Below are 19,781 nucleotides of genomic sequence, written 5' to 3'. Positions count from 1 at the left end.
CGCCGAGTCGCAATCATGTCCATGGGGATCAAGCGCGCAAAAACGCTCGTCGAGCTGGGGCTCGCGGCCGTCGCGGGGGGAGTGGCCTTTGGCCTGTCCCCGACCGCGAAGGCTGCGGGAGTCCCGCTTGGGATCGACGCCAGCTTCGGCGGCCTCGAGTCCCAGGGCTGCTCGGGTCTGTTCGGAACGCTCGGCCAGGAGTTTGGCCAGAGCTTCGGCCTGAGCGCGAGCCTCGGCGGCTTCGACTCGATGCTGTTTCAGACCAGCTCGGGTCCCTGCTCGAGCTTCCAGACCTTCGACGTCGCCTTCCTCGCGGTCGTCGCGCTGATCGTCATCTCGGCCATTCGCTTTCGCCACGCCACGGCCCAACGTCGCCTCGACCTGGCCCGGCGCATGGTCGAAAAGGGCATCGAGCCCCCGGCCGATCTGCTCGGCAACCGCGGCGGCAGCGATCTGCGTCGCGGCCTCGTGCTCGTGTCCACCGGCGTCGGCCTGGTCCTGGCCAGCTGGTTCGGCGGCGGCGGTGAGCTGAGCCCCGCCGGCCTCATCCCCGGCTTCATCGGCCTGGGCTACCTCATCAGCCACCGCTTCGCGGGTCCCCAGGGTGCGAGCTCGAGCCAAAGCCAAGGAGAGAGCAAGTGAGCCGCGCGTTGACCTGGTCCTCCGTCCGCGCGCAGCTCGGCGTGCGCAAGCCCGTCGATCACTCGGCGATGTCCGACGAAGAGCTCGTGACCCTCGCGGGCTCGGGCCGCGACAAGTCGGCCTTCGCCGAGCTGGTCCGTCGTCACCAGGGTAAGGTCCGCGGCCTCTTGCTGCGGCTGTCCGCAGACCCGACGCTCGCCGACGATCTCGCCCAGGAGGTGTTCCTCCGGGCCTACCGCGGCCTGGTCGGCTTCGAGGGGCGCTCGCGCTTTTCGACCTGGCTCTACCGCATCGCCTACAACGTGTTCTTGAACCACCGCACGCGCAGCAAGGAGCTCGCGGCCCTGCCGACGGGCTTCGAGAGCCAGGCCGCCGCGCCCGAGGGCGAGCTGTCGCCCTCGCGCTTCGACATGCGCCGGGATCTCGCCGCCGCGATCGCGGGCCTGCCCGAGCGCTACCGGGCCGTGGTCACCCTCTACTACCTCGAGGACGTCTCCTATCCCGAGATCGCCGAGGTCCTCGATCTGCCCCTGGGCACGGTCAAGACCCACCTGCATCGCGCCAAGAAATTGCTGCGCGAGCGCCTGCGCGACGCTCGGGAGACCGCCGCATGAGCGAGCTGATGTCGCCCCTGTCGGTGGACGCTTTCGTCGAGGCGTTGATCGAGCTCGACCTCGAGCCGGAGAGCTTGCGCCGCGATCCCGCCGGCGCCAGTTGGCTGCCCGCGTCGCTGCGCGAGGCCGCCGAGCGCTCGCCCGAGTGCGCCCGCGAGCTCGAAGAGTTCGTCGAGATGGAGCTCGCGCTGTGCGACGTGCACGAGCCGGTCGACGCCTTCTTCACCCGCCAGGTGATGGATCGCTTGCCGGAGCTCGACGCCGTCGACCATCGCCGGCGCACCTGGATCCTCGCCTCGGCCTACGCCCTCGCCATCGGGGTCACCTACCTCTTGCTCGGGCCGCTGCTGAGCAGCGGCGAGCTCGCGGCGATGGTCGAGCCGGTCCGCGACTGGTACGGCTCGGGCGCTGCCGAGTCGGGCGGGGTGTGGATGGGTGCCGTGGCGCTGATCGCGGCGGTGGCCATCGGGTTTTTGCCCGCAGGCGGGCGTCCGCGCGCCGAAGCCTGAGATCCCGCGCACAGACTCGCTCGAAGCCGCGCTCTCGCGCGGCTTTTGTGTGATGTCTCATGAGTTTTTTGCCCGCCGCCTTGGCATAACTCGCCAGGCGCTCCGTCCAAGCGCCCACGAGGTCCCCTTGCTCGAGAGCATTCGAACCGCTGGAGCTGCATTCGCCGCCTTTTCCCTCGTTGCCCTCGGGGCCCTGGCCCCCGTGGCCACGGCTCAGGCCGGGTCCAAGGTCAACGTCCTGATCCTCAACGAGAACGGTGTCGGCAGCGCCTCCTCGGCCCAGGAGTACGTCGACCGCTTGATGGTCCACGTCGCCGGTGAGAACGGCTGGGCGGAGGCCGAGGGCAAGTATCAGACGAGCCGCCGCATGGCGAAGACCTGGATCAGCGAGAGCGATCCCCACTACGGGATCCTCTCGCTGGCTGCGTTCTTGGACCTGCGGGCCAAGCACAAGCTCGAGATCGTCGGCCAGGCCGAGGTCACCAACGGCGGCGGCCGCCAGTACTTCGTGGTCAGCGGCAGCGAGGCCTCACTCGACGCCTGCAAGGGCAAGGCCCTGGGCACGGATCACGGCGACGACGCCAACTTCATCGACCGCGTCGTCGGCAAGTCTGACTTCCAGCTCGGTGACTTCGAGCTCGTCGACACCCGCCGGCCCATGAAGACGATCAAGGCGGCGGCCCGGGGCGAGGTCGCCTGCGCGCTCATCGACGACGCGCAAAAGAAGTCGCTGAGCAAGGCCGGCGGCGACAACCTGAAGGTGCTGTGGAGCTCCGCCGAGCTCCCGCCCATGGTCATCGCCGCGTTCCCGAGCGCGGGCTCGGCCGAGAAGAAGGCCTTCAAGGGCAGCCTCGGCGGGCTGTGCTCGGGCGCGGGCGCGTCCGTGTGCAAGGAGGTCGGCCTGGCCTCGATGCACGCCGCCAGTGAGTCCGACTACGCGGCCGTGATCGCCGACTACGGCGGCTGAGGCCGATTTTCGTCCCAGGCTCGATTGATTCGCGCCCCGTCCACCCCCATCCGAGGGGGAGGCGGGGCGTCGCTGCGTCAGGTCCGGGACACGCGTGGGGCGTGTTATCCATCCTGCCGTGCGCGCACCAGTCCACGCATGTCCGCGACGACGCCTCACCTCGGTGATCGGCGCCGCGCTGCTCGGCCTCGCCTCGCTCTCGGGCTGCAAGCCCTCGGGGACCGTCGATCCGACCATCACCGAGGCGAAGGCCGAAGGCGCGTGGGCGATCCACGAGGCCCTCGAGGCCCGCATCGCCGCGGGGAAGGTCAGCGAGGCCGACCGCGCCGCGGCGCTCGAGTCCGTGCGCGCGGCCGCCGATGATGGCACGGCCGCCCACGCCTACGCCCGCGCGGCGGTGGCCGGGCGCGTCGCAGAGGAGCGGGGCCTCAAGGCCCTCAAGATCCTCGAAGAGATGCGGACCTGGGCGCTCGAGAGCATCGAGCGCGACCCGGCGTTCGAGGGTCAGGCGGCCAAGCGCCTGCTCGGGACCCTCTACGTGCTGGCGGCCAACCATCTCGAAGACGGCGACTCGGAGGAGGGCCTCGAGCTCCTCGAAGAGGTCGTCGACGCCCACCCGGACGTGGCCCTCAACCACCTGCGCCTGGCCGAGGGCTACATCGCCCTGGGCGACCCCGATCCGGCCTTCGAGAGCCTGTGCGTGGCCCAGGCTGGGCGAGACACGCTGCGCGCCGAAGAGGCCGCGCTGCTCGACAGCCTGATCGCGGAGCTCGGCGGCGCGGAGGCTCTGGGCTGCTCATGAGCGCCCGAATCCTGCGGCTGGCGAGCGTCGCCGCGTTGGCGACTGCGGTGGTGATGGCGACGGGCTGCGGCGGCCCGCTCGCGCGCCTGGCCAAGCAGGGGGAGTGGGCCGAGCTCGACGCCCGGGCGCGGGACATGAAGCGGATCCCCCAGGGCAAGGGGGCGCGCGCGTGGGCCCAGGCGCTGGTCGAGCTCGGCCAGATCGACGAGGCCCGCGCGGTGCTCCTGCGCGACTTTCGAACGGGGGGGCGCGACGCCTCGCTCGTGGCCCTGGCGCAGCTCGAGGCCGACCTGGGCCTGCGCGGGCTGGCGGCGGCGCACTACGCCCGGGCCATCGCCATCGACCTCGACGTCCTCGACGGCAAGGACGCGCCCGGGGCCGCAGCGGAAGCTTGCGCGTTGTTGGGCGAGCGGGCTCGGGTGCTCGCGCGCATCGGCGAGCCGCTGGCGGCCGACGCCGACATGCGCCGGGTGGCCGCGCTGTGCCCCGCGAGCCTCACCAAGGACGATCGCGCGTTCATGACCGAGCTGCGTCCGCAGGCGCAGGCGCAGGCCAACGCCCAGCGGAGCCTTGGCCAGGGCAAGGGTGAAGAAGGAGGGGACGCGCCCAACCTGGACGCCCTCGAGGCCCGGCTCGGCGACGCGCTGAAGGCCGCCCGCAAGCGGAGCCCCCGGGCGCTCGTGACCGTGGCGGAGGTCGAGGACATGTCGGTGACCCCGGACGACGTCGCGGGCTTGCTCGCCGCCGAGTTCGGCGGCGCCCTCGGCCCGGGCCTGGTCTCCGATCAGCGGCTGTCGAGCTGGATCGGCGACGCGCCCATGGACGCGCTGCTCGAGGCCGTCGACGCGCTCCCCGACGGCGTCCGCGAGTACGCGTTGTTGCGCATCTCCGCCGTCCGCAGCGACCCCAACTTCGACGGCGCCAAGCAGCGCTGGGTGGTCGCGGCGCAGTCGGCCCTCGACGGGCAGGGGCCCTTGGAGGCCGCCCGAGGCTGGCGCATCGGAGCCGTGATCGGCGAGCTGGGCGGGGCGGAGTTCGTGCTCAATACCAACCTGCGCGACACCATCCCGCCGGAGCCGACGCCAGAAGGGGAACAGGACGCGGCGCCCAAGCCCCTGGGCATGGGCACGCCCTGGGCCCTGCGCGTGCCCGTGGATCGGCGCAGCTTCGAGCTCTTGCTGACCGTCGCGCGCCTGCTCGAGCTCCGCGACAAGGCGCCCCTGGCCCTCGAGCTGCGCCGCCGCGTGATCGTCGAGGGCTCGGCGGCGGGCCTGGTGCAGGTGTCGGCCGTGGCCGTCGACGAGGTCCGCCGGCAGCTGGCCCTGGGACGCCCCTGGCAGGCCCTGGCCATCGCGGAGGTCGTCCCCGGCCCCCTCGTCGACGAGGTGCTGCCGGCCGCGGCCTCGGCCCTGGCCCTGGCCAACGCGGCCGGGGTGAGCGTCGAGGATGACCGCAAGGTGGTCTGGCGGGTGCTCGGCGATCCATGGTTCGCCGGCTGGGAGCCGCGCCTGGACACGGCCATGGCCGGGCTGGAGCTCAGCGCCCACGCGGTGTGCCCGGCGTGGTCGGCGTGGCGGGCGAAGGAGCCCGCGCAGACGGCCGCGCTCGGGGCCGTGGGCCTCGACCCCGCCGCGAGCCAGGCTGCGCTCGAGGCCGTGTTGGTCGGTCCAAACGCGGGCGGCGGCGTCGACACGCCCGAGGGCGGTCGGGCCCTGCGAGAGACCATCGAGCGCGATCTGGGCCTGAGCTGCTCGGCGCCCCTGGTCGGGGCGCTCGCCGGGGGGCTGCACGCCCTCCAGATCGAAGCCCTCGACGAGGCCCTGGTCCAGGCGCCGGAGCTCGAGGGCGCGCGCCAAAAGCAGCTCCACGCCGAGCTGGCCCTCGCCCACGGCGCGGGCGATCGGGCCCGGCAGCTGACCCAGGACGCGGCGGCGATCACCGGGACGCCCGAGCGAGTGTGGGCTCGGGCCGTGGTCGCGGGCCGCAGCTTCGCCGACCAGAGCGGGGCCCGGGAGTACACCCTCGCGGCCCTGCGCGAGCTCCAGGCCCACACGCGGGCGGTCGCGGGCGCAGCGGGCGACGGGCCGACCCGGGCGCTGCCGTCGAGCGACGCCGTGGGTCGGGAGCTGCTGCTCATGCGCCTGCGCGACGTCGACGTCGACGGGCAGCTGCGCGGCGAGGACGAGGGCGGGCTCATCGAGCTGCGCGCCGCCGTGGCCGACTACCTCGCTGGCGCGCCAAGCCAGCGCCAGTGGCAGCGCCTGGACGCCCTGTTGTGGGCCGTGGCGAAGGAGCGCCGCGCGGATGAGCGCGCTTGGGAGTTGCTCGCGGACGCGCTGCTCGACGCCGAGACGCGCGCGCGCCACCCCCACGCCGTCGCGGCCTTCGAGCGCGCGCGTCAGGGCGATGGAGCGAGTGCTACTGCGCCTGGTGGGAAGTCGGCGGCGTCGAGCCAGCGCCTGCTCAGCGACCTGGACGCCGTGTGTGCCGACGTCGAGGCCGACGGCGAGGGCAGCGAGGCCGAGCGGGCCGCCCGGTGGATCGGCATCGCCACGGTGTGCTCGCCCCGAGCGCGCGCCGAGGCCCTGGCCGCCCTCGTGGCCGCCCTCGACGGGGCCGAGCCGGGCGAGGACGGCCTCGACCGCGCCCGGGCCGTGCGCGAGCGCGTGCTCGCGGGCCCCGTGGCGGTCGAGCTCGCCCCCGGTCAGCGCGGGGTGCTGCGCAGCGTCCCGGCCATCTCGACGGGCCTGGACGGCGGCGGGGACGGCTTCCAGCCCAGCGCCGAGCTGAGCCTGCGGGTGGTCGCGGGCCTCCCCCTGGCCCCCGTGTGGGCCGTGGGTGAGTGAATTGATCGGGCTCCGGCCCCGGGGTAAGACCGGACGACGATGATCTCCCTGCCCCGCAACGTGGCGCTCATCGGCGTGCTCGGCCTGCTCATCGCCGTGATCGCGTCGGTGTGGGCGGGCGGCGAGCGCACGCGGGCCGTCGCCGTGGGCGCGATGGCCGAGGACGCCCTCGTCGAGCTCGGGCTGCTCGCGGGGGTGCGCGACGACGCGGGCGCGCTCCAGCGCGAGGAGCCCATGGCCGTCGAGGTCATCCAAGACGGCGGCCCGATGTGGGTGCGCGAGGTCGTCGAGGAGGCGGTCGGGGAGGACCCGGCGTTCGCCGTGGGCAACAGCCCGCACCTCATGCGCGTGGAGGTCGTCGACGGACGCGGCGGGGTCGCCCTGGCCCTGCACCTGTGGCGCGCGGGCTGGGATCTGCGGGTCCCGGAGCCCCGGCGGATCCGCGTGGCCCCGTGGGCGGCGGTGCTCGGCGCGGTGCTCGGCGCCTTCGCGGGCGTGTTCACCCGGCGGGGCAGCGTGGCGCTGCTGTGCGCCGGCCTCCTCGCTCAGATCGCCCTGGGTCTGGCGCCCATCTCGACCGCCGTGTTTCCGCCCCAGACCCTCGTCGAGGCCTGGGGCTCGAGCCCGCTCGCGCGACGCATCGTCGAGCTGGCGCAGACCATGACGACCACGCACCAGGCCATCGCGGCAGCCTTCGTCGCGCTGTGCCTGGTGCTCGTGGCCTTCGACCATCGCAGCAGCAAAGAGCGCGAGGACGCCCTCGACCTCGGCAGCGCGGGCCTCGTGGCGATCGCCAGCACCGTCGGCGTGGTGGCGTGGATCGAGGCCGCGAGCCGCAGCTCGCTGCTGGCGTCGCTGCACCACGGCGCGGGCTGGGTGACCTTCCTGGGCCTGGGCATGCTCGCGGTGCCGGTGGTCTACCTCGCGCGCCAGCGCCAGCAGGAAGAGCGCGACGAGCGGGGAATCCTCTCGGGGACGTCGCCGGTCGCAGAGGCTCCGGTGGCTGAGGTGCCCGAAGAGGCGGCCGACGAGCGCGCTGAGGAACAGACGCCCGCGCCCGAGCGTAGCGAAGCGGCGAGCGAGGCCGACCCGGCCGAAGACGCGACCGAGGACGCATGATCGAGACCCCTCCGAGCAGCGCGGCCGCCAGGGTGGTCCGCAGCGTGGTCACGCTCGCGCTGCTGTGGGGCCTCGCCGGTCTGCTCGGCTGCGGCGACGACGGCCCGGCGCGGACCCGGGGCGAGGCCAAGGGCAGCGAGGGCGGGACGGCTGCGCCCGTGCTCGCGCCCGTGGCCCGGGTCGAGTCCACGGACATCTGGCAGGACCTCATCGCCCAGCGGCCGAGCGCCGTGCTGCTCCGCGAAGCGCGGGTGTGGATCGACCTGGGTCACCCCAGCGCCCGCAAGCACATCGAGCTCGCCGCCGGGAAGACGCCCTGGCACCTCGGCGAGGACGTGGGCGATCGCCGGGCGGCGCTGGTCCTCGACCGCGGCGGCACCCTGACCATCCCCCTCGACGGCGACTTCGCCCCCGAGCTCAACCCGGACCGGGAGGTCGAGCTGCCCGAGGGCGCGCCGCCCCCCGAAGAGCCCCCGCCGCCGGTGGCCGGCCTGGCCATGGCCATCACCTTGCGGGCCCTGGCGCCCAACCAGTCGGTGACGGTGCTGTGGGAGGAGCGGCCCCTGGCCAACCTGCGCGTGGGCATGGAGTGGGAGCGGCGGACCCTCTCGCTCCCCGGCGACCTCGTGCTGACCGGGGAGAACCGCCTGCGCCTGCACTTTCGCGAGGTCGCGCCGTGGGCCGAGGTCGAGGCCCTGCTGGCCGCCGAGGGCGGAGAGCTGCCCGCGGCCGAGGGCGAGACGGGCGAGGCCGGGGCCGCGAGCGCAGACGAGGCGCGCGCGGACTGGAAGGTGTCGGCGGCCGTGGAGAGCGTCGAGATCGGCCCCCTCGCGGTCATTCGCGACGGCCCGCCGAGCCAGCGCGACCCCGTGCACCGGGCCCAGGGCGAGCGCGTCGAGTACGAGGTCCCGGCCGGGACCAGCCTCGTCTACTACCTGGTCCCGCCCCGGCGCGCGCGCCTCGAGCTGCAGGTCTCGGGGCGCGGCAGCGTCGAGGTGTTCGCCAGCACCGACGTCGATCACCGCGTCGGCCGGCGGCCGGCGGAGCTCCTCCAGCAGCCCCTGCGCGCGGCCGGACGCAGCGCGAGCGTGGATCTGTCGGGCTACGGCGAGATCCCCACGCGCCTCGAGGTCCGGGTCAGCAGCACCCGAGACCAGCGCCCCGGCGAGCCCCCGGGCGGCGCGCTGTTCAGCGCCATGGACATCACCGCGCGCCGCTCCCTGCCCGTCGATCGCCGGGACCGAAAGACCCGCGACGTCTACGTCGTCGCCCTCGAGGGCGCGCGCCCGGACGACCTGTTCGAGCCCAGCCGGCGCGGGCCCAGCTACCCCAACGTCGAGCGCCTGCTCGACGGCGCGCTGATCTTCGATCGCGCCTACACCCTGGGCGCGGCGGCGGTCCCCAGCCACGCGGGCATGCTGTCGAGCGTGGTCCCGCCCGGGCACCTGACCGTGCGCGGGACCTTCGTGGCCGAGGGCCAGACCCTGCTGCCCGAGGTCCTCGACCGGGCCGGCTACTTCACGTCCAACATCGCGTCCAACAGCGACTTCAACGAAGAGCGCGGCCTGACCCAGGGCTTCGGCAACCACGAGATTTTGTGGCGCAGCAACACCCGGGGCAACGACGCGGAGAAGGTCATCCTCGAGACCCTGCGGGAGATCGAGCAGCGCCCGGCCCCGCGCTTTGTCTACGCCGTGCTCAACGACGCCCAGGCGCCCTACGACCCGCCCAGCGAGGTCATCGCCGACGTCCCCGTGCCCGAGGACGCGCCGGCCCAGCACCGCACGCACATGTGGGTCGGGCGGGTGCGGACCGGCAAGATCGAGCCCGACCGCAAGCAGCTCGCCTACGTCCGCCGCCTCTACCGGGGCGAGCTCCAGGTCATCGACACGGCCATCGGCGCGCTCCTCGACACCCTCGAGGCCCGGGGGGAGCTCGACGACGCGATCGTCGTGCTCGTCGGCCTGCACGGCGAAGAGTTCCTCGAGCACGGCAGCGCCGGCCACGGGCGGACCCTCTACGAGGAGAGCGTGCGGATCCCTCTGGTCATCCGCGCGCCCAAGCTGCTCGCCCCAGGCCGCGTCGATGTGCCCGTGGACCTGCTCGATCTGGCGCCGACGATCACCGACCTGCTCGGGGTCGGCTACGCGCCGCAGTGGCAGGGCGAGAGCCTGGTCCCGCTCATCGACGACCCCCAGCCGCCGCCGCGGCTGATCCTCAGCTACCTCGGCGACGGCAGCCGGGCGGCGATCATCGGGCGCTACAAGTTCGTGCTCGGCCCCGGTCGAGGGCGTGAGTCCCAGCACTTCTACGACCTCGGCAGCGACCCCGAGGAGCTCATCGACGCCGTCGCCACCGGCGGCGTCGCGCTCCGGATGGTGCGCAGCGCGCTGGGCTGGGAGCTGCTCGAGCAGCCCGACTGGAGCCGACCGCGGTGGGGCACCGGGGCGAATCTGCGGCCGGCCTTCGCGCTCGACCACGGCCTGTGATAGAAGCCGCCACCATGTCGGATACGCAGGCTCTGCTGGACGAGATCAAGAAGATGCAAAAGGCCCAGGACGCCGCGGGCCTGCTCGGTCTCGAGAACCATGGCGACAAGAAGGTCAAGAAGGCCGCGCGCAAGGCCATCCACGTCCTGCGCAGCAAGGGCGTCGAGATCCCCGAGCAGGGTCGGAGCTGGAACCAGGCCAGCCTCCAGGACATGCGCCAGGTCGCCGGCCCCATCGCCATGCTCGACATGAGCGCCTCGCCGGGCGTGACCCGCATGACCTTGAGCCTGCCCAACGACGATCAGGGCGCCGCGCTCTTCGTCACCCTCCTCGACCCCAACCAGCGCATGCTGGACTTCGCCGCCTACTTCCAGACCGACGGCCAGCAAAAGCGCACCGGTCGCGACTGGAAGCGCGACGCCGACGGCCGGGCCGTGGACACCGAGTGGGTCCGCCAGCGCATCCTGTGGGCCCGCGAGTACACCTTCAACGGCGGCTTCGAGGTGCCCAAGAGCATCGACGATCACCTGCCGACCCTGGGCCAGGCGCCGAGCGAGCGCCCCGATCCCGCGTGGCTGGACGCGGCCCTGGCCGAGGTCGAGGCCGCGCCCACGAGCGAGCTCAGCGACGCCCTGGTCGCCGCCAACGTGCACGGCTGGCCGCTGCTGTTCGACGCCAACAGCCTGTTCGAGAGCCTCAACGAGGCCATGGGCGACATCGAGGACCCCGACTCGGTGACCGCGGAGCAGCGCCTCGAGCGGATCAGCCAGGCCGCCGCGGGCAACGAGGCCCTGCGCGAGGCCCTGCCCGGGCCCTTCGCCAACACCCTCGACGACGTCGCCGTGGTCTTCTACCTCGACGGCTCCCTGGCCCAGGCCAAGCGCATCCGCCAGCTCGCCGTGGACCTGCGCGCCTCCGAGACCCCCGAGACCGTCGACGGCGTCGTCCACCTCGTGCAGCTGCAGATCACCGCGGCCGCGATGCAGCAGCTTCGCCAGGGCGGCCTGCCGGGCATGGACGCGAGCCCGGCCGACGAGGAAGAGGGCCACGTCCACGGCCCCGACTGCGACCACGACTGAATCGCTCGTCGGCGACACGAGAGGGGACGGCTGCGCTCGTCCCCTCTTTCTTTGGTTGCTCGGGCCCTCTTTGCTTCGCTCTGTTCAACCGGGGTCGTCGGCGAGGACCTCGATGGTGTAGGTGGGGACCGCCGCCGGCGCGGCGAGGACCTCGACGACGGCGGCGGTCGGGGCCGCGAGGCCGGTCGTCTCGGCGCTGCGCCAGGTCCGAAAGCCCCACAGGTAGGCCGGCTCGCCGTTGACCGTCACGCCCTCGACGTCGGCGTCGAGGTTGACGTCGACGTAGACCTCGATGCCGGGGCCGTCGGCGAGGGCGCTGTAGTCGGTGATCGCCCCGTCGAACTCGGGCTCGAGCTCGAGCTTGTAGTCGGACGCGGCGACCTCGATCCAGTTGACGTGGACCGCGGGGGCTTCGGTGTCCTCGGCCTCGGTCTCCGCGTCGGTCTCGGTGCCCATCTCCGTGCCGGGGGTGGTGTCGGTGTCGGTGTCGGTGTCGGACTCGGTCGAAGACTCGCCGGCGGCGTCGCTCTCGTCGGGGGTCGCCTCGCTGGTACACGCACAGGCGAGCGCGAGCGCGAGACCGACTGCGCGTGGCTGGAGAGGAGGCGCGACCACGGCCCCAGTGTACGCGCTTGGCTGGACCCAGCTCCCTCGCCCCGAGCGCAGGATGGGCGCCCGCGTCTACCCCGATTCGGCCATCCTCGCGCTCGATCCGGGGGGGCGACCACGGCTCCCAACCAGATGGGGCGTAGCGCGGTCCGGAGGCCATTGATAGCGTCCAACCGTGAAAGGACCCCTGCGAGCCTTGGACCGCACGAATAACGAGCCGAACGCTCGAGCTGGCGCGAGGGCGGACCTGACAGTCCGGATCCGCCGGGCGCGTCCAGGGGACGTCGACGGGCTGGCTCGGGTCCACGTGGCGAGCTGGTGCGAGGCCTACGCCGGGATCATCGAGCCCGAGAACCTCGAGCGCACGAACATGCGCCGCAGCCTCGGTCGCTTCCAGGGCTACTTTTGGCGCGGCGGTCAGCAGCGCTCCTTGCTGCTCGTCGCGGAGCTCGACGGCGAGATCATCGGCTACGTCAACGCCGGGGTCAGCACGCGTCGGGACCTGGCCCGCGGCGAGGTCTACGAGCTCTACGTCGCGCCGCAGCACCAGGGCCGGGGCGTCGGGCGCAAGCTGTTGTGCGCGGGGCTGTGGGCCCTGGCCACGGCCAAGCGGGCGCCAGCGCTCATCTGGGTGTTGGCCGACAACCACCGCGCGCGTCGCTTTTACGAGTCCATGCGCGGCAAGCTGGTCGCGCGGGCGCAGACCCGGGTGGGGGAGCAGGAGCTGGCCAAGGTCGCCTACCTGTGGACCGACTACCTGCCCTGGCCCGAGCACCTCGTCCCGCGCAAGGCCGACGCCTAGCTTTCGTGATATTCGTGGTCCATGGCCGATGCGCGAACGCGGCGGCGTGGCTACGAAGAGCTGGGGCTGTTTTGGAACCCCTTCGGCACCGTCGAGGCCGAGCGCTGGTCCGAGCTGATCGTGCCGCGCCTCGACCTCGACGCCGTCGCCACCCAGCTGCGCACCTCCAGGCTGGCGGTGGTGTTCCGCGGGCACATGGGGCGGGGCAAGAGCACGCACCTGCGCGCCCTCCATACCCGCTTCCCCGAGGCGCCCTTCACCTACCTGGGTCCGGAGGCCTCGCCGCGCACCCACGTCCCCGCCGCCCCGGTGTGCTTCCTCGATGAGGCCCAGCGCCTCGCGCCGCGCCTGCGCCGACGCTTGTATCGGCAGGTGATCCGGGCGGGGGCGCGCCGCGGCCCGGAGCGCTCGATGGGCGCCCTGGCCCTGACCAGCCACGAGGACCTGCGCCCCGAGCTCGAGGCCGCGGGCTACACCGTGGTCGAGTCCGTCATCGAGGGGCTGAGCGAGGCGAACTTGCGGACCATCGTCGACCGGCGCTTGCGCTGGGCCGCGCGCCCAGGCGCGTCCCTCGAGACCCTGCGCCCGAGCCTGGCCGACGACCCCCTCCTGGCCCGGATGCACGCGCGCTTTGGCGATGACCTGCGCAGCATCCAGGGGGCCCTCTACGACCACCTCGAGACCCTCCGAGACCGAGAAGCCGACCGAGAGCACGACCGAAAACCAGGTGAACGTGTTGAAGCCCAAGTGTGACATCCACATCGAGTTCGATCGCACCGTGCGGCGCTTTGCGCCGGGCGAGCCCATCACCGGGGCGGTGGTCGTCTCGGTCGACGCCGAGACCCAATGCAAGGCGCTGCCGCTGACCCTCGGGTGGTCGACCCACGGCAAGGGCAACCGCAACGGCAAGCAGGTGGCGCGCTACAACTTGTTCTCCGGGACCTGGTCCCCCGGGACCTACCGCTACCCCTTCAACTTGCCCTGCCCGGTGTCGCCGCTGACCTACCACGGCAAGCTGCTCAACGTGGACTGGTACCTGACGACCAGCGCCGACGTGCCCTGGGCCCTCGACCCCAAGGCGCGCCAGGACCTGTGGGTGCTGCCGGCTCAGGGCTCGCCCTTCGACCTGGTCCAGGGCGAGTCCGAGCACGTCGAGAACAGCGCCGCGGGCAAGGTGATCGGGGTGATCGTCATGTGCATGTTGGGGCTGATCGGCCTGATCCCCCTGGGCGCCGCGCTCGCGACCTTCAGCCCCCTGATGATCGTGTTCTCGCTGCTGTGGTGGGGCGTGCTCGGGGTCATCGCGTGGTCGGTGATCAAGCCGCGCGTCGCCAAGTCGGTGTTCTCCAGCTTTGACGCCCAGGTTCAGCGGACCAGCGCGGCTCACCTGGCGGTCTCGGTCCACTACCGGACGCAAAAGCGGGTGAACATGATCACCGCCAAGCTCGAGGTCGAAGAGGTGGTGGTCCACGGCGCGGGCACGAACCGGACCACGCACCGCGAGCTCCGCTACAGCGACCCGCGGCCGGTGATGGTCAACGCCACCGGCCAGCAGCACCACCAGTTCGCCTTCCAGCTGCCCGATCCGGCCCTCGTGGGCTTCAGCTTTGGGGCCAGCGACAACGACCTGGTGTGGAAGGTCGTGCTCGACTGCGACATCGAGCAGTGGCCGGACCTGGAGGAGACGATCCCGCTGCAGGTGCGTCCGCGGCCCGTGGCCTCGCTCGGCGGCTACCGCTGAGCGTGAGCCTCAGACTTTTTCGAGGAGCGATGACCATGTTCAAGGCCAAGTGTGACCTCCGCGTCGAGATTGATCGCCCCGAGCGGCGCTTCATGCCGGGGGAGCGCATCACCGGGGCGGTGCTCGTCGAGGTCGACGCCGAGACCAAGTGCAAGGCGCTGCCGCTGACCCTCGGGTGGTCGACCCACGGCAAGGGCAACCGCGCCAGCGCGGACGCGGCCAAGATCAACCTGTTCTCCGGGACCTGGTTCCCCGGGAGCTACCGCTACCCCTTCGACCTGCCCTGCCCGGCGTCGCCGCTGACCTACCACGGCGAGCTGCTCAACGTGGACTGGTACCTGACGACCACCGCCGACGTGCCCTGGGCCCTCGACCCCGAGGCCCGCCAAGACCTGCGCGTGCAGCTGCCCCCCGGCTCGCTCTTCGACGTGTCCCAGGGCAGCGCGGACACCCAGGCCAGCGGCTGCGCTCAGGCCTTCGGGCTCATCATCCTCGGCTTCATGGCCCTCGCGGGCCTCATCCCGCTGGGCGCCGCGATCACCGAGGGGAACCCGTTCATGGCCCTGTTCTCGCTGTTTTGGTGGGGCATCCTGGGCGGCATCACCTGGGTGGTGGTCAAGCAGCGCGTCGCCAAGTCGGCCTTCTCCAAGTTCGAGGCCTCGGTCCGCCACTTTGAGGCCAACCAGCTGACGGTCTCGGTGCAATACCGGACCCGGCGGACGATGAACATGGTCACCGCCAAGCTCGAGGTCGAGGAGGTGGTGATCCGCGGCTCGGGCACGGACGCGACCACCTACCGAGAGACCCGACACAGCGACGCGCGCCCGCTGGTCGTCAACGCTGCGGGCCAGCAGCACCACGAGTTCGTGTTCGAGCTGCCGAACCCCGAGCTCGTGGGCTTTAGCTTCGACGCCGTCGACAACGATCTGGTGTGGAAGGTCGTGCTCGACTGCGACATCGACCAGTGGCCGGACCTGGAAGAGACGATTCCGCTGCAGGTGCGCCCGCGGCCGATGGCCTCTCTGGGCGGCTACCGCTGAGCTCGGGGAAGGGGGCTGCGAAGCCCCATCAACGCTAGTTGAGCACGCCGGGGTTCCAGCGCAGCGGGCGAGACGGACGGACCGCGCCGCGGCGGGCGAGCTTGGGCGAGGGGACGGGCGCGGGCGCGGGCGCGGGGGTGGTCGAGAAGCTGCGGCTGACCGCGCCGTAGACCTCGCTCCACAGCAGCTTGCGCCGGGGCCAGACCCACGCGGCGACGTCGCTGACGACCTCGGGGACGACCTCCTGGACCGCGCCCTTGACGACCTCGGAGACGAGCTCCGAGAGGGCCTCCGCGACCGGCTCCGAGGTGGGGGAGGCGGGGAAGGTGGGGGCGCTGAGGGGGGGCGCGGCGGGGGTCTGGACGGTGGCGTTCATGCGGGGCGGTGTCTCCGTTGCCCTTACAAGATGCGACCTGACCCCCCTGACCGTCAGGGACGCCAGGGGCACCGCCGCGTCTCCACACCGAACCAATGCGCTGACCCTTGGATCGGTCCTAAAGTGGCGAATTCAGCCACTTGGCGGGGGGACTGTTCGGCGGGGTGGGGCTCGAACTGGCCGTCACCGTTGGTCACCGATCGGAACCGAAAATGGCCACGGCCGAACGGTCGACCAAGCCCTGGGTTGGGTCGGCGTCACCCGAAGATCGGTGTGGTGGATGGGGCGATCGCCGGGGACCGAGTCGTGGCGGATCGGTCTTCGGTGACGGTCCGTGGAGGGGCTGGGGCCGACCCCGGGGTCGGGCTGCTAGCATGACGCGATGTCCTCGCCGAGGTGGCTGCGCGCGTGCAGCCTGGCGCTCGCGCTCTCGGCCTGCGGGGGAGGCTCGGACGACGCAGGGAGGGCTGAAGCCGAGACCGAGACCGGAGACGACGCGGGCTCGCTGTGCGCGTGTCGGGAGGTCGAGGGCGAGCTCGAGTGCTGCTTTGGCCACGGCGTGTGCGAGGCCCAGCCCGAGGGTCCGAGCGTGTGCGCGTGCGATCCGGGCGCCCGCGGCCGGACCTGCGCCACGCCGGGTCCCGGAGTCCACCCCGTGCGCGCGCGCAGCTGCCCGGGCCCCGAGCCCGATCCAGGCTGCGACCAGCGCGTTCAGGCCGTCGTCGTCGAGGCCTTCGACGCCTGCGTGGACCCGGGCAGCGGGGCGACCTTCGAGGGCGTGCTCGTGCGCCCCGCGGCCGACCTAGACGGCGCCTGGCCGCCCCCGGAGACCTGGGCCGAGGGCGCCGCGCCGGTGGCCCTGCTGGTCCACGGGGCGAGCCAGGACTTCGCCGACTACTACGACCTGCTCGAGCACCTCGCGGCCAACGGGGTCGTCGCGGCGGCCTTCGACGGCACGGCGGGGGAGGGCGCGACCTTCCGGGCCAACCGCGCGCTGGCGTTCTCGAACTGCCTGCGCGAGACCTGGGCCGACGCCGGGCTGCTGAGCCCGCGCCACGCCCTCGTGGGCCACAGCCGCGGCGGCGCGGCGGTCAGCCTCGTCGCGCGGGCCCTGGCCGAGGGCGGGCTACCCTTGCCGGGCCTCGAGGGGCTCGAGCTCGAGGCCGTCGTCGCCCTGGCCCCGACGGCCTACGGGAGCACCAACAGCGAGGGCAGCCCGGCGCTCACGGCCAGCGACGCGCCGGCCTACCTCGCCGTGCAGGGCTCCCGCGACCCGGACACGGGCGGGGCGGCGCTGGGCTGGTTCGAGGAGAGCGATCCGGCGATGGTCCGGGGTCAGGTGTGGATCCACGGCGCGACCCATCAGCGCTTCAACCAGGGCCTGCTGTTCGCGGGCACGGGCGAGCTCGAGGCCAGCCTCGACGCCGAGGCGCACTGGGCCGCCGCGCGGGCTTACGTCGGGGGCTTCGTGTTGTGGCGCCTGCTCGGGCTCGAGGGCTACCGACCCTACTTCGCGGGCCAGGCCGTGCCCGCCTCGGTCCCCGCGGAGGTGTTCGCGGGTCTGGGCGACGGCGGGGGCGGGCGCTTGCTCGTCCACGACTTCGAGGCGCCGAGCCTCGAGCCCTCGAGCGTCGGCGGGGCGGTGCTCGTGGACGGGCTCGAGCCGGCGGCGCTGACCCTGGGGCCGCTCGCCGAGCTCGACGCCCCGTGGTCGGGGGCGCACCGCAGCGCGGGGCTGTCCGTGGACGCGAGCGGGTCCGCCGGAGAGGGGGAGGCGACGCTGGCCTTCGAGCTGCCGCCAGCGGTCGCCGACGTGGGCGACTACGCGGCCCTGAGCCTGCGCCTGGGCTGGGCCTTCGACGACCCGGAGAATTGCGGCCCTCGGCCGGAGGCTGCGGAGCTCGGCGCCCTCGCGCTGGCCCTGTCCGACGGCGCGAGCGCGGCGGTGGTGCCCCTCGACAGCCTCGGCGATGCCGGCCGCGTCGAGGCCCCGGACCGCTTCGTGCCCGAGACCTTCGGCAACTGGACCACGCCCGAGTGCCACGCCCTCGGCGCCCTCCGGCCGCTGCGCGTGGACTTGGCGCGCTTTTGCGAGGTCGAGCCCGACCTCGACCTGGGCGCCCTGACCCGCGTCGAGCTGCGCGTGAGCCCGGGATCTGCTGGCGCCGCCTTGATGCTCGACGACCTCGCGCTCGAGCGGGGCGAGGGCGAGGTCGGCGTGGGGGCGTGCGCGCCCCCGTGAGCGCTTGCTAGCGGCTCACTGCGGGTTGAGCACGGCGAGGCTCATGCCGCCGGGGTAGGCGTAGCTCGTCGCGGCCGTGTAGCCGATGTTGATGATGCCGAAGGGCCCGTCGGAGTTGATGAAGTGGTTGCCCTCTTGGATGGGGTAGTCCGAGACCTCGTAGTTGCCGACGGAGTAGAAGCCGGTGACGGTGTCGCCGTCGATGATGACGGGGGCGCCGCCCTGCTCGCGGATGACCTGGACGTAGGTCTGGTCGTAGCCCGTGCCCGTGGCGAAGGTATAGGCGCTGAGGAACTGCTCCGTGGGCACCATCTGGTACATGGAGGGGTCGCCCGTGCCGGCGCCGCCGGTCTCGCTCTTGCCCTCGAGGTACTGGACCGGCATGAAGGGCCCGTCGCCGGTGAAGATCACGCTCTCGTCGGTGGCGAACTCGTGCCACTCGCCGCGGTCGAGGATGATCGGGAAGCCGGGCTGCGCCGGGGCGACGTTGATGATGGTCCCGTCCTCGCCGCCGTAGACGCGCCAGTGGAACTCCTCGTCGCCGCGGGTGGGCGCGTGGGGCCCGACGTACTCCGTGCCCCAGTAGTCCAGGGGCAGCATCTGCTCCTCGATGTGGTCGGCGTACTTGGTGCCGGCGGGCACGTTGACGATCTCCGAGCCGGAGATCAGCGCGATGGGCTTGTTGGCCGACACGAAGGTGCCGGACACGTCGACGTGGTTGGCGGCGGTGACCTGCAGGCTGTCGCCGCGGTTCATGACCACCTGGCCCTGGGAGTTGGCGTTGACCGCCGGCACGCCCACGCCCGAGAGGGTCGCTACGGGGGTGTCCCAGCTGACGATGGTGCTGTCCTCGGTCGCGATGACGTTGAAGTAGCTGGGGTAGTAGTTGGTCAGCCAGGGGTAGTAGGAGGCGACGACGTGGTTCTCGCGCAGGGCGTGCTCGGGGAGCAGCATGGACGCGTCGTTGGTAAAGATCGCGCCGATCGGCGAGTGCAGGTAGGCGACCACGGGCAGGTTGGACTCGACCCGGTAGGTGCCGCCGGTGCGCTTGGCCGCGACGCCGTCGATCTCGGGGCCGGTCATCTCGAAGCTCTGCACGCCGCCCGGCGGGATGACGACGGCGTTGCCGACGGCCTGCTCCGAGCCGTTGACGGGGGTGCGGTAGAGCTGGACGACGGCCGAGATTTCCTCGGACACGTTGCCGACCACCAGGGAGTCGGGCTCGTCGGGGTCGTAGTTGTCCATCTTCATGGCGAAGAAGGAGCAGCCCACGGAGCTGGGCAGGAGCTCGGCGAGCTCGCACAGCGGGATGCACGAGCCGTCGATGCAGCCCTCGTTGTCCTCGCAGGGGACGGGCTCGGAGTAGGCGCTGCCGTCCTCGATGCAGGTGGCGACGGCGTCGCCCTCACAGATGGTCGAGCCGGGCTCGCAGATCTGCGAGTTGTCGTCGGTCGTGTCTTCGGTGGTGTCGGTGGTCTCGCCCTCGGTGGTGTCCGTCTCGGTGGACTCCTCGGCGGTGGTCGACTCTTCGGTCTCGGTCTCGGTCTCGGTCTCGGTCTCCTCACCGGACGAGCTCGACTCGGTGTCGTCGGTGGTCCCGACGTCCTCGCCGTTGGTGGTGCTGCTCTCCGTACCGAAGCTGGTGAAGCTGGACTCGTCGCCCTCACCACCGTCGTCGGTGCAGGCCGAGGTCATCCCGCCTGCGGCGAGCAGGGCGAGCGCGGTCAGGGGCAGGCGAGAGAGAGACAGAATCGAACGGGGGGAAGTCCAAGCGATCATGGTGATGGTCCAAGGGTAGGCAGACAGGCAGACATGGTGCGCGAGCTCGGCGTAGGGGAAGGAGCCGCGACACCCACAGTTTGCGTCGTTTGGTCGGCGCTGGCCAGTTTTGGCATGGCGCTAGT

At 72.4% G+C, this 19,781-nt stretch carries 17 protein-coding genes; 14 read left to right on the top strand and 3 right to left on the bottom strand.

Annotation, left to right across the window (positions count from 1 at the left end):
• Positions 1-15: 15 nt before the first annotated feature.
• The 9 genes from PPSIR1_RS24380 (at position 16) to PPSIR1_RS24340 (ending at position 11,067) form a co-directional block, all read left to right on the top strand.
• Entirely contained in the window at positions 16-642 is a 627-nt protein-coding gene (locus PPSIR1_RS24380) for a DUF6249 domain-containing protein (protein ID WP_006973836.1), read from the top strand.
• Positions 639-1,256 (top strand): RNA polymerase sigma factor, encoded by a 618-nt coding sequence (locus PPSIR1_RS24375; RefSeq protein WP_006973835.1) that lies wholly within the window; start codon positions 639-641, stop codon positions 1,254-1,256. Before PPSIR1_RS24380 ends, PPSIR1_RS24375 begins: the two co-directional genes overlap by 4 nt.
• Positions 1,253-1,765, top strand: coding sequence for a hypothetical protein (locus tag PPSIR1_RS24370; protein WP_006973834.1), 513 nt, complete (start codon positions 1,253-1,255; stop codon positions 1,763-1,765). The genes PPSIR1_RS24375 and PPSIR1_RS24370 overlap by 4 nt, the downstream gene beginning before the upstream one ends.
• Before the next feature lie 202 nt (positions 1,766-1,967).
• Entirely contained in the window at positions 1,968-2,732 is a 765-nt protein-coding gene (locus PPSIR1_RS24365) for a substrate-binding domain-containing protein (RefSeq protein WP_006973833.1), read from the top strand.
• 118 nt (positions 2,733-2,850) lie between these two features.
• Positions 2,851-3,534: a hypothetical protein gene (locus tag PPSIR1_RS24360; protein WP_157595929.1), complete on the top strand. Its 684-nt coding sequence runs from the start codon at positions 2,851-2,853 to the stop codon at positions 3,532-3,534.
• Complete coding sequence (locus PPSIR1_RS24355) at positions 3,531-6,380, top strand: hypothetical protein (RefSeq protein ID WP_006973831.1); 2,850 nt, start codon at positions 3,531-3,533, stop codon at positions 6,378-6,380. The genes PPSIR1_RS24360 and PPSIR1_RS24355 overlap by 4 nt, the downstream gene beginning before the upstream one ends.
• Before the next feature lie 39 nt (positions 6,381-6,419).
• Positions 6,420-7,499: a hypothetical protein gene (locus PPSIR1_RS24350; protein WP_006973830.1), complete on the top strand. Its 1,080-nt coding sequence runs from the start codon at positions 6,420-6,422 to the stop codon at positions 7,497-7,499.
• Positions 7,496-9,988 carry a sulfatase family protein gene (locus tag PPSIR1_RS43665; RefSeq protein WP_086001658.1) on the top strand — a complete coding sequence of 831 codons (2,493 nt, stop codon included), beginning with the start codon at positions 7,496-7,498 and terminating at the stop codon, positions 9,986-9,988. Before PPSIR1_RS24350 ends, PPSIR1_RS43665 begins: the two co-directional genes overlap by 4 nt.
• A gap of 14 nt (positions 9,989-10,002) precedes the next feature.
• Positions 10,003-11,067: a hypothetical protein gene (locus PPSIR1_RS24340; protein WP_006973828.1), complete on the top strand. Its 1,065-nt coding sequence runs from the start codon at positions 10,003-10,005 to the stop codon at positions 11,065-11,067.
• An 84-nt stretch (positions 11,068-11,151) separates the two neighbouring features.
• Here PPSIR1_RS24340 and PPSIR1_RS24335 read toward each other — a convergent pair whose 3' ends face one another.
• Positions 11,152-11,682 carry a hypothetical protein gene (locus PPSIR1_RS24335; protein WP_006973827.1) on the bottom strand — a complete coding sequence of 177 codons (531 nt, stop codon included), beginning with the start codon at positions 11,680-11,682 and terminating at the stop codon, positions 11,152-11,154.
• 169 nt (positions 11,683-11,851) lie between these two features.
• Between PPSIR1_RS24335 and PPSIR1_RS24330 the strand changes: the two genes are divergently transcribed.
• The 4 genes from PPSIR1_RS24330 to PPSIR1_RS24315 are packed head-to-tail and all read left to right on the top strand — an operon-like array spanning position 11,852 to position 15,259.
• On the top strand, positions 11,852-12,478 hold the full coding sequence (locus PPSIR1_RS24330) for a GNAT family N-acetyltransferase (RefSeq protein ID WP_157595928.1): 627 nt from the start codon (positions 11,852-11,854) through the stop codon (positions 12,476-12,478).
• A 21-nt stretch (positions 12,479-12,499) separates the two neighbouring features.
• Positions 12,500-13,231: a hypothetical protein gene (locus PPSIR1_RS24325; RefSeq protein ID WP_006973825.1), complete on the top strand. Its 732-nt coding sequence runs from the start codon at positions 12,500-12,502 to the stop codon at positions 13,229-13,231.
• The gene (locus PPSIR1_RS24320; protein WP_157595927.1) at positions 13,206-14,219 is read left to right on the top strand and encodes a vacuolar protein sorting-associated family 26 protein; all 1,014 of its coding nucleotides are present in this window, start codon (positions 13,206-13,208) and stop codon (positions 14,217-14,219) included. The genes PPSIR1_RS24325 and PPSIR1_RS24320 overlap by 26 nt, the downstream gene beginning before the upstream one ends.
• Positions 14,220-14,254: 35 nt before the next feature.
• A complete protein-coding gene (locus PPSIR1_RS24315; protein WP_157595926.1) occupies positions 14,255-15,259 on the top strand; it encodes a vacuolar protein sorting-associated family 26 protein in 1,005 nt (334 codons plus the stop codon).
• Positions 15,260-15,293: 34 nt separating this feature from the next.
• On the opposite strand, the gene PPSIR1_RS24310 is transcribed toward PPSIR1_RS24315, so the two are convergent.
• Positions 15,294-15,635, bottom strand: coding sequence for a hypothetical protein (locus tag PPSIR1_RS24310; protein WP_006973822.1), 342 nt, complete (start codon positions 15,633-15,635; stop codon positions 15,294-15,296).
• A 382-nt stretch (positions 15,636-16,017) separates the two neighbouring features.
• On the opposite strand from PPSIR1_RS24310, the gene PPSIR1_RS24305 reads away from it, so the two are divergent.
• Complete coding sequence (locus PPSIR1_RS24305) at positions 16,018-17,877, top strand: alpha/beta hydrolase (RefSeq protein ID WP_006973821.1); 1,860 nt, start codon at positions 16,018-16,020, stop codon at positions 17,875-17,877.
• Between the two features lie 15 nt (positions 17,878-17,892).
• Here the strand turns inward: PPSIR1_RS24305 and PPSIR1_RS24300 are convergent, their stop codons facing one another.
• Positions 17,893-19,656: an IgGFc-binding protein gene (locus PPSIR1_RS24300; RefSeq protein WP_157595925.1), complete on the bottom strand. Its 1,764-nt coding sequence runs from the start codon at positions 19,654-19,656 to the stop codon at positions 17,893-17,895.
• Between the last annotated feature and the right edge of the window lie 125 nt (positions 19,657-19,781).

This window comes from Plesiocystis pacifica SIR-1 (assembly GCF_000170895.1).
GTDB classification, from domain to species: Bacteria; Myxococcota_A; Polyangia; order Nannocystales; family Nannocystaceae; genus Plesiocystis; species Plesiocystis pacifica.
This window is presented reverse-complemented; position numbering and strand designations above follow the sequence as displayed.

Coding starts and splice junctions, on each gene's coding strand:
- PPSIR1_RS24370 (WP_006973834.1), top strand. CDS start 1,253: ATGAGCGAGCTGATGTCGCCCCTGTCGGTGGACGCTTTCGTCGAGGCG.
- PPSIR1_RS24315 (WP_157595926.1), top strand. CDS start 14,255: ATGTTCAAGGCCAAGTGTGACCTCCGCGTCGAGATTGATCGCCCCGAG.
- PPSIR1_RS24380 (WP_006973836.1), top strand. CDS start 16: ATGTCCATGGGGATCAAGCGCGCAAAAACGCTCGTCGAGCTGGGGCTC.
- PPSIR1_RS24300 (WP_157595925.1), bottom strand. CDS start 19,656: ATGATCGCTTGGACTTCCCCCCGTTCGATTCTGTCTCTCTCTCGCCTG.
- PPSIR1_RS24355 (WP_006973831.1), top strand. CDS start 3,531: ATGAGCGCCCGAATCCTGCGGCTGGCGAGCGTCGCCGCGTTGGCGACT.
- PPSIR1_RS43665 (WP_086001658.1), top strand. CDS start 7,496: ATGATCGAGACCCCTCCGAGCAGCGCGGCCGCCAGGGTGGTCCGCAGC.
- PPSIR1_RS24310 (WP_006973822.1), bottom strand. CDS start 15,635: ATGAACGCCACCGTCCAGACCCCCGCCGCGCCCCCCCTCAGCGCCCCC.
- PPSIR1_RS24325 (WP_006973825.1), top strand. CDS start 12,500: ATGGCCGATGCGCGAACGCGGCGGCGTGGCTACGAAGAGCTGGGGCTG.
- PPSIR1_RS24340 (WP_006973828.1), top strand. CDS start 10,003: ATGTCGGATACGCAGGCTCTGCTGGACGAGATCAAGAAGATGCAAAAG.
- PPSIR1_RS24350 (WP_006973830.1), top strand. CDS start 6,420: ATGATCTCCCTGCCCCGCAACGTGGCGCTCATCGGCGTGCTCGGCCTG.
- PPSIR1_RS24305 (WP_006973821.1), top strand. CDS start 16,018: ATGTCCTCGCCGAGGTGGCTGCGCGCGTGCAGCCTGGCGCTCGCGCTC.